This window comes from Sulfitobacter sp. PR48 (genome assembly GCF_028807335.1).
Taxonomy (GTDB): domain Bacteria; phylum Pseudomonadota; class Alphaproteobacteria; order Rhodobacterales; family Rhodobacteraceae; genus Sulfitobacter.
The window spans coordinates 112239-125870 of sequence record NZ_JARAMM010000009.1; the positions used below are offsets into that span (position 1 = coordinate 112239).

Genomic DNA, 13632 nt, shown 5'->3' on the forward strand with positions numbered 1-13632 from the left:
CAGTTTCAGCCCTTTCATCATGGCATCTGCCGCCCTGTGCCGCAGCGTCAGGGGCGTTCAGTGGGTCGAGGCGGTGGAAAAGAGATGGATCACCAGTATCCCCGCGATGATCAGGGACAGCCCCAGCACCGCAGGCAGGTCGAGACGCTGACCAAACAGGACATAGCCGATCCCCGCGATGAGCACGATCCCGAGGCCGGACCAGATCGCATAGACGATGCCTACCGGCATCACCTTGAGCGCCAGCGCCATGAAATAGAACGACGCACCATAAAACAGCACCACGCAGACCGAAGGCCAAAGCCGGGTGAATTGCTGGCTGGCCTGCAGGGCGGTGGTGCCGATGGTTTCGGTCAGGATGGCGATGAAGAGCCAGAGATAATGCAGCGGCATGGGCGGTCCTTACAGGGGCAGGGCGGTTGTTTCCTTGATCTCTTCCATGACGAAACTGGCCGAGACATCGGAGAGCGGCACCTTGCGGATCAGGCTTTGGTAAAGGCGGTCGTACCCCGCCATATCCGCAACCTGCGCCCGGATCAAATAGTCCAGCTCGCCGGACATCCGGTAGACGCCCATGATCTCCGGCATGGCGCGGGTGGCGGTGGAGAACCGTTCCAGCCAGTCGGGCGCATGGGCATTGGTGCGGACCTGGATAAAGACGGTGAGCGGCAGGCCCAGACGCGCGGCATCCAGCAGCGCCACGCGCCCCTTGATCACGCCCGCCTCCTCCATCTGGCGCATGCGCCGCCAGCAGGCATTGCGCGACAGGCCCACCGTCGCGCCGAGGGTTTCGAGCGATTGCCCCGCGTCGCGTTGCAGTTCCACCAGGATACGCCGGTCTATGTTGTCGATGTTATGCATGATCGGATAATGATGGGAGGATATCCCATGATCAAGGCAAAATTCGATATCTTTGGGAAAACTTCTTGTGCCGGATGGCCTAGGTTGGCGGCAACCAACCAAGGAGAGTTTGATGTTCGCACGCGTATTTCTGGACCACCCCGCCAAGGTCGATGAGAGCTTTTTCGAACATATGCTGTTCGCGCTGCGGTTTTCCGCATTGTTGTTCGCGGCGGCCGGTGCGGCGCTGGTGCATGCGCTGATCCCCTGCCTGTTCGAAAAGACGGCGAGCGGCATCATCGCCAGGCTTTACGCCCGCACCCACCACCGGGGCCAGTAACCCATGTGCCGCTGGGCGGCCTGGCAGGGCGCGCCATTGTTCCTGAGCGAGATCATCTCGGCCCCGGATCATTCCTTGATCCGCCAGTCCCGCGATGCCACCGAATGCAAGACCGCGATCAATGCGGATGGGTTCGGTCTGGCCTGGTACGACCGGCGGCCGGAGCCGGGGCTTTATCGCGATGTCTATCCGGCCTGGTCGGACCCGAACCTGCGGTCGCTGGCCGAACAGGTGCAGGCGCGGCTGTTCCTGGCGCATGTGCGCGCCTCCACCGGGACGGCGACCAGCCGCAACAATTGCCATCCCTTCGTGCAGGGGCGGTGGAGTTTCATGCACAATGGACAGGTGGGCGGGTTCGAGCGGTTCCGCAAATCTGCCGACATGATGATCGAGGATGCGCTTTATCCGCACCGCAAGGGTGCCACTGACAGCGAGGCATTGTTTCTGGTGGCCTGCGGCCTGGGCATCGACACGGATCCGCAGGGCGCCATGGCCCGCAGCGTGGCGCGATTCGAGGCGCTGTCGCGCGCCCAGGGGACAGGCCCGCACATGCGCATGGCCGCGGCGCTGTCGGACGGGCATACGCTCTACGCCCTGCGCTATGCCTCGGACGATCTGGCGCCGTCCTTGTTCTATCGCTGGTGCGCGGACTGGCAGGGCTGGGCCGTCGTATCTGAGCCCTATGATCTGGATCAGACAGGCTGGACAGAGGTGCCGCAGGGCAGTTTCTGCCGGTTCACGCCTGATGGCTGCGAGATCACGGGATTTGCACCCGAAACGGTGGCGCGCGCCGCCTGAGATCGGCTGTCATGGAAAACCCGGCAGTCTTTCGCAAGATCTGTCGGTGAAAAGGAAAGGGCCGCGCAGTTGCGCGGCCCTTGAATGTTCAGCCTGCCAGGGCCTTGTTCAGGTTCTCGTCCACTTTTTCGAGGAAACCCATGGTGGTCAGCCACTTCTGGTCGGGGCCGACGAGCAGGGCGAGGTCCTTGGTCATGTGACCGGATTCGACCGTATCCACCACGACTTTCTCAAGCGTTGTGGCAAAGTTGGTCAGCGCCTCGTTGCCATCCAGCTTGCCGCGGTGCTTCAGGCCACCGGTCCAGGCGTAGATCGACGCGATGGAGTTGGTCGATGTCTCTTCGCCCTTCTGGTGCTGGCGGTAGTGACGTGTCACCGTGCCATGCGCTGCCTCGGCCTCGACGGTCTGGCCATCGGGGGTCATCAGGATGGAGGTCATCAGGCCCAGCGAGCCAAAGCCCTGTGCCACGGTGTCGGACTGCACGTCGCCATCGTAGTTCTTGCAGGCCCAGACATAGCCGCCGTTCCATTTCATCGCACAGGCAACCATGTCGTCGATCAGGCGGTGCTCATAGGTGATGCCCGCTTCCTTGAACTTGTCGGCGAATTCTTCGTCAAAGACCTGCTGGAACAGGATCATGAACTGACCGTCATAGTTCTTGAGGATCGTGTTCTTGGTGGACAGGTACACCGGCCAGCCGCGCTGAAGGCCATAGTTCATTGAGGCGCGGGCGAAATCCTTGATCGATTCATCAAGGTTGTACATCGCCATGTAGACACCCGATGCCGGGGCCTTGAACACTTCTTCCTCGATCACGGTGCCATCTTCGCCGACGAATTTCATCGACAATGTGCCGGCGCCGGGGAATTTCATGTCCGTGGCGCGGTACTGGTCGCCATAGGCGTGACGGCCGATGACGATGGGTTTGGTCCAGCCGGGCACAAGGCGCGGCACGTTCTTGCAGATGATCGGCTCGCGGAACACGACGCCGCCCAGGATGTTGCGGATGGTGCCGTTGGGCGAACGCCACATTTTCTTGAGGCCAAATTCCTCGACCCGGGCTTCGTCCGGCGTGATGGTCGCGCATTTGACGCCAACGCCGTATTTCTTGATCGCTTCGGCGGCGTCGATGGTGATCTGATCGTCTGTCTCGTCGCGCGCCTCGATGCCGAGATCGTAGTATTTCAGGTCGATGTCGAGGTAGGGCAGGATCAGCTTTTTCTTGATGAAATCCCAGATGATCCGGGTCATTTCATCGCCGTCAAGCTCGACGACGGGGTTTTCTACCTTGATCTTTGACATGAAGCCTATCCCTTTCGGTTATGGAGAACTGTTGCGCCGCGCATAGCGCAAAACGCGGGCAGGGGAAAGCGGTATACGATAGTATACAGAACTTGATCTGCAGATTCCGGCGCAACTGCCGCGAATATGTGCCCTGCGGGCGGTCAGGTGGATTTATGTGCGGCGAAAAACGCGGCGATCCGGGCTTTGGCATAGTCCCACAGGCCCGGTGCGCCGATGGCGATCTTGCTGCCGACGCGGTCGTGGATCTGCGCTTCGGTCACGTCGTAATCGGTCCAGCTGCCGCCACCGCTGGCAAGATTCTGCATCGGCGGCTGGAACCTGTCCAGCGACTTGGCGAATTGCGCGGAGGGGGTGCGGGCGGCTTCGAATTCCTCCCAGATGGCGCGCAGGTGGTCGCGCTGGTCCTCCGGCAGCAGGCCAAAGATACGGTCGGCGGCTGCCTGTTCTGCCGCTTCGATCGCGGCATGGTCCAGCTGGCCGAAGATCGGATTGTCGCCCGCGTCGATTTCCACCAGATCGTGCAGGATCAACATCTTGATCACCAAGTTGATCTCCACCTCCGGGCCGGCCTGATCGGCCAGCACAAGGGCATAGAGCGTCAGATGCCAGGAATGTTCAGCGGAGTTTTCATAGCGCGACCCGTCGCAGAGTTCGGTCGCACGGATGGTGTTCTTGAGCTTGTCGGCCTCGACCAGAAAGTCGATCTGCCGGTCGAGACGGGTCTTTTCCGTCATGCCTTGGGGTGCGCTTCGCGGTGCGACTTGAGCTTTTTGCGCAGGAAGGCGCGGCCCTGATCATTGGCCATCCGGGTGCGGATGGCGGTCAGGAACGCCTCTTCAAGGGTCTGCGATGAGGCCCCGAGCACGTTCCCGACCTCCATGAACAGCCGGTCCTCTCCGGTTTCATTCTGGACCGCCAGGCATTCTTCGGCCAGCTTGTTGGCCATTTCGATGACGACCGGATCGGCCATGCGGGTGCTCCTGTCAGCGGGTGGTTTCGGTCAGGCGGCGCTTGACGTAATCGGTTGTTGTCCCGATCAGCGTGTCCATATGCGGCTCTTCAAAGAAATGCCCGGCACCTTCGACCTGTTCATGGGTGATGGTGATGCCCTTTTGTTCGTGCAGCTTGCTGACCAGATTGACCGTATCGGCGGGCGGTGCCACGCGGTCCGCGGTGCCGTTGATCACCAGGCCGGAAGACGGGCAGGGGGCGAGAAAGCTGAAATCGTACATGTTGGCGGGGGGCGCGACCGAGATGAAGCCGGTGATTTCCGGGCGCCGCATCAGCAATTGCATGCCGATCCATGCGCCAAAGGAGAATCCGGCGACCCAGCAGTGTTTGGAATTGTTGTTCATCGACTGCAGGTAATCCAGCGCCGAGGCGGCGTCAGACAATTCACCGATGCCCTGATCGTATTCGCCCTGGCTGCGGCCGACGCCACGGAAATTGAACCGCAGCACGGTAAAGCCCATGTTGTAGAAGGCGTAATGCAGGTTGTAGACAACCTTGTGATTCATCGTCCCGCCAAATTGCGGATGCGGATGCAGCACGATGGCGATGGGCGCGTCGCGTTCCTTTTGCGGGTGATAGCGGCCTTCGAGGCGGCCTTCTGGTCCGGGAAAGATAACCTCTGGCATGGGCGTCCCTGTTTGCGGGTTCCAAATGGCTGGCAGAATGGCGCGGTCTATAGTTGACGACTTCACTCAGGCACTTTAGAACGGTTCTAATCTGTATGGGCCGGACCGTAGGACCGGATCAGAAAAGGGATGTATGCGCATCACGCGTCCGCGTCAATCAATGCGGGCATAATGGGGACGGCTGGATATGAAACTATCGACAAAGGGACGCTATGCGATGGTGGCGCTGGCAGATATCGCGCTGCAACCGGGTGACAGGCTGGTCTCGCTGGGCGACATCGCTGAGCGGCAGTCGATTTCGCTGCCCTATCTGGAGCAATTGTTCGTCAAGCTGCGCCGCGCCGAACTGGTGGCGTCGGTGCGCGGCCCCGGCGGCGGCTACCGGCTGTCGCGGCCGCCGTCGGATATCCGGGTGGTCGATATCCTGTCGGCGGTCGATGAAAAGGTGGATGCGATGCACAAGGGGGCCGGGGCCTCCGGCGGGCTGTCGGGCAGCCGTGCACAATCGCTGACCAACCGTTTGTGGGAGGGGCTGAGCGCGCATGTCTATGTCTTCCTGCACCAGACCCGCCTGTCGGATGTGATCTCGAACGAACTGGCGCCCTGTCCGGCGGTGCCGAACCTCTTTGCCGTGGTGGATGAGTGATGCGGTGTGATCTGAATGCCGCGCAAGCGCGACGCGATCCAGGGATGGATGGGGGACGCTGTCCCCCAAACCCCCTGGGAATATTTGGGGCCAAAAAGAAACGATGAGAATCTACCTGGATCATAATGCCACCACGCCTTTGCGGGCGGAGGCGCGGGCAGCGATGATTGCGGCGATGGATCTTGCCGGAAACCCGTCTTCCGTGCACGCCGAGGGGCGCGCGGCAAAAGCTCTGGTAGAGCGTGCAAGGGCTCAGGTTGCGGCGCTGGTCGGCTGCAAGCTGTCGCAGGTGATCTTTACCGGCAGCGCGACCGAGGCGGCTGCCCTTGCCGTGGCGCAGAAGGCGCGGCATGGCGGCGCATTTGCGGCGCTGCCGACGGAGCATGACTGTCTGGCCGTGTGGGGTGAACGGAATCTGGCGTCGGCCTATGATCGTGAGGGCCGGATGGCGCCTGACTGGCGCGCGGCGCTGCCGGAGGGGCTGGTGGCGGTTTCGGCGGCGAACAGCGAAACCGGTGTGATGTTGCCGGAACGGCAGGTGGCGGGCAGCGGGGCCGGGCATTCGGTAATCTGCGACATCACCCAGGTGGCGGGCAAGATGCCGGTGATCTACGAGGCTGAAACACCTTCCTATGCGATCCTGTCGGCGCATAAGCTGGGCGGGCCCAAGGGCGTCGGCGCATTGATCAACTTTACCGCCTCGGATCCTGAGCCGATCCTGCGCGGTGGCGGGCAGGAAATGAACCGCCGGTCGGGCACGGAGAACATCATCGGGATTGCCGGGTTTGGTGCGGCGGCAGAGGCGGCGGCGCGGGATGTGGCGGCAGGCGCCTGGGACCGGGTTGCGCAGCTGCGCGATCTTATGGAGGTGGCCCTTGCGGGGGCGTCAAAGAAGACTATTTTTGTCGGGAAAGAGGTGCCGCGCCTGCCCAATACCTCCTGCGTCCTGACCGAAGGCTGGAAGGGTGAAACCCAGGTCATGCAGATGGACCTGGCCGGATTTGCCATTTCCGCAGGGTCGGCCTGTTCCAGTGGCAAGGTCAAGGCAAGCAACGTGTTGCGCGCCATGGGATATGACGACACAGAGGCGGCAAGCGCGATCCGCGTCTCGCTGGGGCTGGAGACAACCGAGGACGATGTTTTGCGCTTTGCCGAGGCATGGGCCGCGAAACTCGAACGACATGCACAACGGGCCGCGTAAACGCCCAGGGAAAGGATGATGACTTTGGACATCGTGAAAGAGCAGGACAACGTCAAGGACGGCGTCGATCAGGATACCGTCGATGCGGTGCGCGAAGTGGGCGGCAAGTACAAACATGGCTGGTCCACCGACATCGAGATGGATTACGCGCCCAAGGGGCTGTCGCCCGACATCGTGCGGCTGATCTCCGAAAAGAACGAAGAGCCGCAGTGGATGACCGACTGGCGGCTGGAAGCATATGACCGTTGGCTGACCAAGACGGAGCCCACATGGGCGATGGTGGATTATCCTGAAATCGATTTTCAGGATCAGTTCTATTATGCCCGGCCCAAGAGCATGGCCGAAAAGCCCAAGTCGCTGGACGACGTGGACCCCAAGCTGCTGGAAACCTACAAGAAACTTGGCATTCCGCTGAAAGAGCAGATGATCCTTGCGGGGGTCGAGGGGGCAGAGGATGCGCCCGCCGAGGGCCGCAAGGTGGCTGTGGATGCGGTGTTTGATTCCGTCTCCGTCGGCACGACCTTCCAGGCGGAACTGAAGAAGGCGGGCGTGATCTTTTGTTCGATCTCCGAAGCGATCCGCGAACATCCCGAGCTGGTGAAGAAATACCTCGGCTCGGTCGTGCCGGTGTCGGACAATTTCTATGCCACGCTGAACTCGGCGGTGTTTTCCGACGGCTCGTTTGTCTATGTGCCGCCGGGTGTGCGCTGCCCGATGGAACTGAGCACCTATTTCCGCATCAATGCCGAGAATACCGGCCAGTTCGAACGCACGCTGATCATCGCCGACAAGGGGTCTTACGTGTCCTACCTCGAAGGCTGCACCGCGCCGCAGCGCGATGAATCGCAGCTGCATGCCGCCGTGGTCGAGATCATCATCGAAGAAGACGCGGAGGTGAAATATTCCACCGTTCAGAACTGGTATCCCGGCGATGAGAACGGCAAGGGCGGGATCTATAACTTTGTCACCAAACGCGCCGATTGCCGGGGTGACAGGGCCAAGGTGATGTGGACGCAGGTCGAGACCGGATCGGCCGTGACCTGGAAATACCCGTCCTGCATCCTGCGCGGCGACGATTCACAGGGTGAATTCTATTCCATCGCCATTGCCAACAACATGCAGCAGGCCGACACCGGGACCAAGATGATCCACCTGGGCAAGCGCACCAAGTCGCGGATCGTGTCCAAGGGGATTTCGGCGGGCAAGGCGCAGAACACCTATCGCGGGCTGGTGTCGATGCACCCCAAGGCCAAGGAATCGCGCAATTATACCCAGTGCGACAGCCTGTTGATCGGCGACAAATGCGGGGCCCATACGGTGCCCTACATCGAGGTCAGGAACAACTCCTCCCGCGTGGAGCATGAGGCGACCACATCCAAGGTGGACGATGACCAGATGTTCTATTGCCGCTCGCGCGGGATGGACGAGGAGGAAGCCGTGGCACTGGTGGTCAACGGGTTCTGCAAGGACGTGCTGCAGGCGCTGCCGATGGAATTCGCCATGGAGGCGCAGGCGCTGGTGGCGATCTCGCTGGAAGGGTCCGTCGGCTGATGACAACCGGGGCGTCGGATATGCCCAAATCGGCCCTGCGGCAGCTGGGCGGACGGATCGCGTACCTGCGTTCCGTGACGGGGGTGGACCGTCTGCTGCGGATCGCGGATGTGGGGGCCAACCCGGTCAACGTGCCGGACTACAAGGAGCTGCTGGACATCGGCGGCTGCGAGGTCTGGGGATTCGAGCCGGAGCCGGAGGCCTTTGCCGCCTTGCAGGCGCAGGCCGGACCCAACACACATTTCGTCCAGCGCGCCCTGGGCAAGACCGGGAGGGGTATGTTTTATCCCCATAAATCAACCGGTTTGGGGTCGTTGTTAAAGATGGACGAACGCTCTGTCAGCTATCTGGGCCGGCCCGGCTGGTTTGCAAATCAGGGCGCGGGCGTGGAGATTGACCTGATTGCGCTGGATGACATTCCGCGCGATGAACTGCCGCGTCCGGATGTGCTGAAGATGGACATCCAGGGCAGCGAGTTGGACGTGCTGGAACATGGCCGTGACACGCTGAGCGAGGCGGTTGCGGTGATCCCCGAGGTCCGCTTTGCCCAGATGTATGCCAATGAGCCGATGTGGGCCGAGGTTGATCTGGAACTGCGCGATCAGGGGTTTGTCCTGCACAAGATGGCGGCGATCAAGTCGGTCCCGCTGGGCAACTCCATGCGCAGCGCGATGAAGACGGAACATTTCCGCAGCCAGATGCTGGATGGGGATGCCGTCTATATCCGCGACCCGCGCGACATGGATGAATGGCCCGAGGCACAGGTCGCGCAACTGGCGATCGCGGCGGCGGGGGTGTTCGGGTCTTATGATCTGGTGATTGCCTGCCTCGATCACCTTGCCACACGGGGCGTCCTTGCACCGGATGTGCCGAAAGATTTTTTCAACAAGCTACCGAAATGGATGAGAAAACCGGCATAAGCTGCTGATTTTCAAATGGATAAGGGCCGTGACGGCCAAGAAGGAGACGACGACATGCTGAGCATCAAGAACCTGCACGTGAAACTGGAAGAAGAGGACAAGCAGATCCTCAAAGGCGTTGATCTGGAGGTCGAGGCCGGCAAGGTCCATGCGATCATGGGGCCGAACGGCTCCGGCAAATCGACATTGTCCTATGTGCTGTCCGGCAAGGACGGCTATGAGGTGACCGAAGGATCCGCCACCCTGCTGGGGACAGATCTGCTGGACATGGAGCCCGAGGAGCGCGCGGCGGCGGGTCTGTTCCTGGCCTTCCAATACCCGGTCGAGATTCCCGGTGTGGGCAACATGACCTTCCTGCGCACGGCTGTGAACGCGCAGCGCAAGGCGCGGGGCGAAGAGGAAATGTCGGCTGCCGACTTCCTGAAAGTGGTGCGCGCCAAGGCCAAGGACCTCAAAATCGACGCGGAGATGCTGAAGCGCCCCGTCAATATGGGATTCTCCGGCGGTGAGAAAAAGCGCAATGAAATCCTGCAGATGGCCATGCTTGAGCCGAAGATGTGCATCCTGGACGAGACCGATTCAGGTCTGGACGTGGATGCGATGAAACTGGTGGCCGAAGGCGTGAACGCGCTGCGCTCCGAAGGGCGTGGTTTCCTTGTCATCACCCATTATCAGCGCCTGCTGGATCACATCAAACCGGATGTCGTGCACATCATGGCCGATGGCCGCATCGTCAAGACCGGCGGCCCCGAGCTGGCGCTTGAGGTCGAGAACAATGGCTATGCCGATATCCTCGCAGAGGTGGCGTAATGGCCCAGGCTGCGGAAAAGACCAACCTGACGGACGCACGGATTGCGGCCCTGAGCATACCGGGCAGGGGCTGGTCGGTGCCTGCGCGCGAAGATGCGGTGAACCGCCTGCGGGCCATGGGGCTGCCGGAACGCCGGGATGAATACTGGAAATACACCCGCCCCGATACGCTGACCCAGGTCACGCCGGAACCGGCGGCGGTGTTTGAGAATGACGAGGCACCGCTGTTTGACGGCATGGACCGGGTGAAGATCGTCTTTGTCGACGGTGTCTTTGATGCCGAAGCCTCCGATGATCTGAGCCTTGAAGGCGTGCGGATCGAGCGGCTGGCAGAGGCGAACAGCGATCTGCACTGGGCGCGCGATCTTTACGGGACGCTGGAAACCAACGGGCAGACGCCCGTGGCTCGGCCCCTTGCGGCGCTGAACACGGCCTTTGCGACCGATGGCATTCTGATCCATGTGACCGGTGCGGCAAGCAAGCCGATCAGCATCGTTTATCGCCATGAATCAACCACTTCTGATGTGATCTTGCATCACCTCATCAAGCTGGACGCGGGGACCGAGCTGACGGTGCTCGAAAACGGACCGGCGGCGGCGCGGTTCAACAAGGTGATGGAAGTCGACGTGGGCGACGGTGCATCCTTTCATCATGTGCGCGCGCAGGGCCGCGACCATGAACGGCGCGCGGCCACGCATGTCTTTGCCCGGCTGGGCGCGGAATCGACCTTCAAGAGCTTCACGCTGACCGTCAACGGCGTCATGACGCGCAATGACTGCGTGATCGAACTGACCGGCGATGACGCCTCGGCGCATGTGGCCGGAGCCTGTGTGGGCGATGGGGCGTTTCACCATGACGACACGGTGTTCATCACTCATGACGCGGTGAATTGCGAAAGCCGCCAGGTGTTCAAGAAAGTGCTGCGCAACGGTGCGACCGGCGTGTTCCAGGGCAAGATCCTGGTCAAGGCAGGCGCGCAGAAAACCGACGGTTACCAGATCAGCCAGTCGCTGCTGCTGGACGAGGACAGCCAGTTCCTGGCCAAGCCCGAGCTTGAAATCTATGCCGATGACGTCGCCTGTTCGCATGGGTCCACCTCGGGTGCGATTGACGAGGATGCTTTGTTCTATCTGCGGTCGCGCGGGGTGCCGCAGGCCGAGGCCACGGATATGCTGACCCTGTCCTTCCTTGCCGAAGCCGTCGAGGAAATTGAGGCGGAGACCCTTCGGGACGAGATCAACACCCGTATGGCCGCCTGGCTGGGCCGTCGTCGCGGCTGATGGCGGCGACACGCGATATCGTGGCCACCTACCGGGGGCCGGGGCGTGTGGTGCGCCGGCTGCTGGGGCAGGGCGCACGCGAGGACCGGGCGCTGCTCTATCTGATGATCGGCTGCCTGCTGGTCTTTGTTGCGCAGACCCCACGTCTGGCGCGGCAGGCCTATGTCACCGGTGAGGATCTGGGCATGCTGATGGGCGGCACGCTGCTGGCGTGGTTGTTCATCGCGCCGCTGATCCTTTACGCCGTTGCCGCGCTGAGCCAGCTGGCCGGGCGTGCCTTCGGGCGCGGGCCGGGGGGCTATGGTGCGCGGATCGCGCTGTTCTGGGCGCTGCTGGCGGCGGCACCGGTGATGTTGCTTTGGGGGCTGACGGCGGGTTTTGTCGGCCCGGGGATCGAGATGAACCTTGTGGGGCTGGTCTGGCTGGGCATCTTTGGATGGTTCTGGGCCGCCGGATACTGCGCTGCCATGGCGGAGCAGGCGGGATGAACCCGGCATTGGTAGAACTGGTGCGGACGACCCTGCGCGCCCCGCGTGACGCGGCAGGCCAGATCATGGCGCTGCGGCTGACGCGCGATGTGCTCTGGACGGCGCTGGCGCTGGTTGCTGTCGGCAATGCCGCCTTGCTGTTTGTGATATTCCAGACCTCCGATACCGAATTCCCCTTGCCGGGCTATGTTGAACGGCCCCTTGCGCTGTTTGTGATCATCGCCGGGATGATGGTGATCTATGTGCATGGCATGTATTGGGCCGGGCTGGCCCTGGGTGGGTCGGGATCGCTGGACGATGTGCTGGCGCTAGTGATCTGGTTCCAGGCCCTGCGCGCGTTGGCACAAGTTGCGATCATCGTGATGTCCTTTCTCCTGCCGGCGCTGGCGCTGTTGCTGTCACTGGCCGTTGCGGTCTGGGGGTTCTGGATCTTTCTGAATTTCGTGGCCGCTGCGCTGCATCTTGCCTCCATCTGGCAGGCATTTGCGGTGCTGGTCGCGGCGGCAGTCGGGCTGATAATCGGCCTTGGAATCCTGTTGACGTTAATCGGGCTGGGCGCCCAGGGAGTCACGTGATGTATGATGTAAACGCGGTCCGCCGGGATTTTCCGATCCTCGCGCGCGAGGTGAACGGCAAACCGCTGGTCTATCTGGACAACGGCGCATCGGCGCAAAAGCCGCAGGTGGTGATCGATACGGTCACGAATGCCTATTCGATGGAATATGCGAATGTTCACAGGGGGTTGCATTATCTGTCCAACCTCGCGACAGACAAATACGAGGCGGTGCGTGGCACTGTGGCGCGGTTCCTGAATGCCGGCTCCGAGGATGAGATCGTGCTGAACTCCGGCACCACCGAGGGGATCAATCTGGTCGCCTATGGCTGGGCCATGCCACACATGGAAGCGGGCGACGAGATCGTGCTGAGCGTGATGGAGCACCATGCCAATATCGTGCCCTGGCATTTCCTGCGCGAACGGCAGGGTGTGGTGCTGAAATGGGTGGATACCGACAGCACCGGTGCGCTGGACCCGCAGGCGGTGATTGATGCCATCGGCCCGCGGACCAAACTGGTGGCGGTCACGCAGCTGTCCAACGTGCTGGGCACCAAGGTGGACGTGAAGGCGATCACGGCGGCGGCCCATGCCAAGGGCGTGCCGGTGCTGGTCGATGGTTCGCAGGGGGCGGTGCATATGCCGGTCGATGTCCGCGATCTGGGCTGCGATTTCTACGCCATCACGGGCCACAAGCTTTATGGTCCTTCCGGGTCCGGCGCGATCTACATCCGCAAGGAGCGGATGGCCGAGATGCGCCCCTTCATCGGGGGTGGTGACATGATCCGCGAAGTCAGCAAGGAAAACGTGACCTATGCCGATCCGCCGATGAAGTTCGAGGCGGGGACGCCCGGCATCGTGCAGACCATCGGCCTGGGCGCCGCGCTGGATTACATGATGGCGCTTGGCATGGAGAATATTGCCGCCCATGAAGATCACCTGCGCGACTATGCGGTTTCAAAACTGTCCGGGCTGAACTGGTTGCAACTGCAGGGCACGACGCCGGACAAGGCCGCGATCTTCAGCTTTTCGCTGGATGGGGCGGCCCATGCCCATGACATATCAACCATTCTGGACAAAAAGGGCGTCGCGGTGCGGGCAGGGCACCATTGCGCGGGGCCGTTGATGGATCACCTTGGCCTGACCGCGACCTGCCGGGCTTCATTCGGCCTTTATAACACCACGCAGGAAGTCGATGTGCTGGTCGAGGCGCTTGAACTGGCCCATGATCTGTTTGCCTGATCTCGGGGGCTGACCCCCGA

General features: G+C 61.8%; 17 protein-coding genes. 11 read left to right on the plus strand and 6 right to left on the minus strand.

The window, feature by feature from the left end:
• Positions 1-57: 57 nt before the first annotated feature.
• Together PVW51_RS13575 and PVW51_RS13580 are read right to left on the minus strand one after the other, a co-directional pair.
• Positions 58-393 (minus strand): DMT family transporter, encoded by a 336-nt coding sequence (locus tag PVW51_RS13575; protein WP_269361992.1) that lies wholly within the window; start codon positions 391-393, stop codon positions 58-60.
• A gap of 9 nt (positions 394-402) precedes the next feature.
• Positions 403-861, minus strand: a complete 459-nt coding sequence (locus tag PVW51_RS13580) for an Lrp/AsnC family transcriptional regulator (protein ID WP_269361993.1) — start codon at positions 859-861, stop codon at positions 403-405.
• A gap of 112 nt (positions 862-973) precedes the next feature.
• On the opposite strand from PVW51_RS13580, the gene PVW51_RS13585 reads away from it, so the two are divergent.
• Positions 974-1180 carry a DUF6356 family protein gene (locus tag PVW51_RS13585; RefSeq protein ID WP_274575576.1) on the plus strand — a complete coding sequence of 69 codons (207 nt, stop codon included), beginning with the start codon at positions 974-976 and terminating at the stop codon, positions 1178-1180.
• Positions 1181-1183: 3 nt separating this feature from the next.
• The gene (locus tag PVW51_RS13590; protein WP_269361996.1) at positions 1184-1978 is read left to right on the plus strand and encodes a class II glutamine amidotransferase; all 795 of its coding nucleotides are present in this window, start codon (positions 1184-1186) and stop codon (positions 1976-1978) included.
• 88 nt (positions 1979-2066) lie between these two features.
• Here PVW51_RS13590 and PVW51_RS13595 read toward each other — a convergent pair whose 3' ends face one another.
• The 4 genes from PVW51_RS13595 to PVW51_RS13610 all read right to left on the minus strand — a co-directional run bounded on the left by PVW51_RS13595 (position 2067) and on the right by PVW51_RS13610 (position 4921).
• Positions 2067-3281, minus strand: coding sequence for an NADP-dependent isocitrate dehydrogenase (locus PVW51_RS13595; protein ID WP_114277216.1), 1215 nt, complete (start codon positions 3279-3281; stop codon positions 2067-2069).
• A 143-nt stretch (positions 3282-3424) separates the two neighbouring features.
• Positions 3425-4018, minus strand: a complete 594-nt coding sequence (locus PVW51_RS13600; protein WP_274575577.1) for an HD domain-containing protein — start codon at positions 4016-4018, stop codon at positions 3425-3427.
• Positions 4015-4254 (minus strand): hypothetical protein, encoded by a 240-nt coding sequence (locus PVW51_RS13605; RefSeq protein WP_274575578.1) that lies wholly within the window; start codon positions 4252-4254, stop codon positions 4015-4017. The genes PVW51_RS13600 and PVW51_RS13605 overlap by 4 nt, the downstream gene beginning before the upstream one ends.
• A gap of 13 nt (positions 4255-4267) precedes the next feature.
• The gene (locus PVW51_RS13610) at positions 4268-4921 is read right to left on the minus strand and encodes an alpha/beta hydrolase (protein WP_067291253.1); all 654 of its coding nucleotides are present in this window, start codon (positions 4919-4921) and stop codon (positions 4268-4270) included.
• A 187-nt stretch (positions 4922-5108) separates the two neighbouring features.
• Between PVW51_RS13610 and PVW51_RS13615 the strand changes: the two genes are divergently transcribed.
• From PVW51_RS13615 to PVW51_RS13655, 9 genes are all read left to right on the plus strand, one after another.
• Complete coding sequence (locus PVW51_RS13615; protein ID WP_269362003.1) at positions 5109-5567, plus strand: Rrf2 family transcriptional regulator; 459 nt, start codon at positions 5109-5111, stop codon at positions 5565-5567.
• A 103-nt stretch (positions 5568-5670) separates the two neighbouring features.
• Positions 5671-6768, plus strand: coding sequence for a cysteine desulfurase family protein (locus tag PVW51_RS13620; protein ID WP_274575581.1), 1098 nt, complete (start codon positions 5671-5673; stop codon positions 6766-6768).
• Between the two features lie 15 nt (positions 6769-6783).
• Positions 6784-8319 carry a Fe-S cluster assembly protein SufB gene (sufB, locus tag PVW51_RS13625; RefSeq protein WP_269362005.1) on the plus strand — a complete coding sequence of 512 codons (1536 nt, stop codon included), beginning with the start codon at positions 6784-6786 and terminating at the stop codon, positions 8317-8319.
• Positions 8319-9239 (plus strand): FkbM family methyltransferase, encoded by a 921-nt coding sequence (locus tag PVW51_RS13630; RefSeq protein WP_274575582.1) that lies wholly within the window; start codon positions 8319-8321, stop codon positions 9237-9239. Before sufB ends, PVW51_RS13630 begins: the two co-directional genes overlap by 1 nt.
• A gap of 54 nt (positions 9240-9293) precedes the next feature.
• The gene (sufC, locus tag PVW51_RS13635; RefSeq protein WP_269362007.1) at positions 9294-10049 is read left to right on the plus strand and encodes a Fe-S cluster assembly ATPase SufC; all 756 of its coding nucleotides are present in this window, start codon (positions 9294-9296) and stop codon (positions 10047-10049) included.
• Positions 10049-11329, plus strand: coding sequence for a Fe-S cluster assembly protein SufD (sufD, locus tag PVW51_RS13640; protein WP_274575583.1), 1281 nt, complete (start codon positions 10049-10051; stop codon positions 11327-11329). The genes sufC and sufD overlap by 1 nt, the downstream gene beginning before the upstream one ends.
• On the plus strand, positions 11329-11817 hold the full coding sequence (locus PVW51_RS13645; RefSeq protein WP_274575584.1) for a YIP1 family protein: 489 nt from the start codon (positions 11329-11331) through the stop codon (positions 11815-11817). The genes sufD and PVW51_RS13645 overlap by 1 nt, the downstream gene beginning before the upstream one ends.
• Positions 11814-12392, plus strand: a complete 579-nt coding sequence (locus PVW51_RS13650) for a YIP1 family protein (protein ID WP_274575585.1) — start codon at positions 11814-11816, stop codon at positions 12390-12392. The genes PVW51_RS13645 and PVW51_RS13650 overlap by 4 nt, the downstream gene beginning before the upstream one ends.
• Positions 12392-13612, plus strand: coding sequence for a cysteine desulfurase (locus PVW51_RS13655; RefSeq protein ID WP_274575586.1), 1221 nt, complete (start codon positions 12392-12394; stop codon positions 13610-13612). Before PVW51_RS13650 ends, PVW51_RS13655 begins: the two co-directional genes overlap by 1 nt.
• Positions 13613-13632 lie beyond the last annotated feature (20 nt).

Bases quoted from the DNA above. Each gene is read 5' to 3' on its own strand.
- PVW51_RS13575 (WP_269361992.1), bottom strand. From the start codon at position 393: ATGCCGCTGCATTATCTCTGGCTCTTCATCGCCATCCTGACCGAAACC.
- PVW51_RS13580 (WP_269361993.1), bottom strand. From the start codon at position 861: ATGCATAACATCGACAACATAGACCGGCGTATCCTGGTGGAACTGCAA.
- PVW51_RS13585 (WP_274575576.1), top strand. From the start codon at position 974: ATGTTCGCACGCGTATTTCTGGACCACCCCGCCAAGGTCGATGAGAGC.
- PVW51_RS13590 (WP_269361996.1), top strand. From the start codon at position 1,184: ATGTGCCGCTGGGCGGCCTGGCAGGGCGCGCCATTGTTCCTGAGCGAG.
- PVW51_RS13595 (WP_114277216.1), bottom strand. From the start codon at position 3,281: ATGTCAAAGATCAAGGTAGAAAACCCCGTCGTCGAGCTTGACGGCGAT.
- PVW51_RS13600 (WP_274575577.1), bottom strand. From the start codon at position 4,018: ATGACGGAAAAGACCCGTCTCGACCGGCAGATCGACTTTCTGGTCGAG.
- PVW51_RS13605 (WP_274575578.1), bottom strand. From the start codon at position 4,254: ATGGCCGATCCGGTCGTCATCGAAATGGCCAACAAGCTGGCCGAAGAA.
- PVW51_RS13610 (WP_067291253.1), bottom strand. From the start codon at position 4,921: ATGCCAGAGGTTATCTTTCCCGGACCAGAAGGCCGCCTCGAAGGCCGC.
- PVW51_RS13615 (WP_269362003.1), top strand. From the start codon at position 5,109: ATGAAACTATCGACAAAGGGACGCTATGCGATGGTGGCGCTGGCAGAT.
- PVW51_RS13620 (WP_274575581.1), top strand. From the start codon at position 5,671: ATGAGAATCTACCTGGATCATAATGCCACCACGCCTTTGCGGGCGGAG.
- sufB (WP_269362005.1), top strand. From the start codon at position 6,784: ATGATGACTTTGGACATCGTGAAAGAGCAGGACAACGTCAAGGACGGC.
- PVW51_RS13630 (WP_274575582.1), top strand. From the start codon at position 8,319: ATGACAACCGGGGCGTCGGATATGCCCAAATCGGCCCTGCGGCAGCTG.
- sufC (WP_269362007.1), top strand. From the start codon at position 9,294: ATGCTGAGCATCAAGAACCTGCACGTGAAACTGGAAGAAGAGGACAAG.
- sufD (WP_274575583.1), top strand. From the start codon at position 10,049: ATGGCCCAGGCTGCGGAAAAGACCAACCTGACGGACGCACGGATTGCG.
- PVW51_RS13645 (WP_274575584.1), top strand. From the start codon at position 11,329: ATGGCGGCGACACGCGATATCGTGGCCACCTACCGGGGGCCGGGGCGT.
- PVW51_RS13650 (WP_274575585.1), top strand. From the start codon at position 11,814: ATGAACCCGGCATTGGTAGAACTGGTGCGGACGACCCTGCGCGCCCCG.
- PVW51_RS13655 (WP_274575586.1), top strand. From the start codon at position 12,392: ATGTATGATGTAAACGCGGTCCGCCGGGATTTTCCGATCCTCGCGCGC.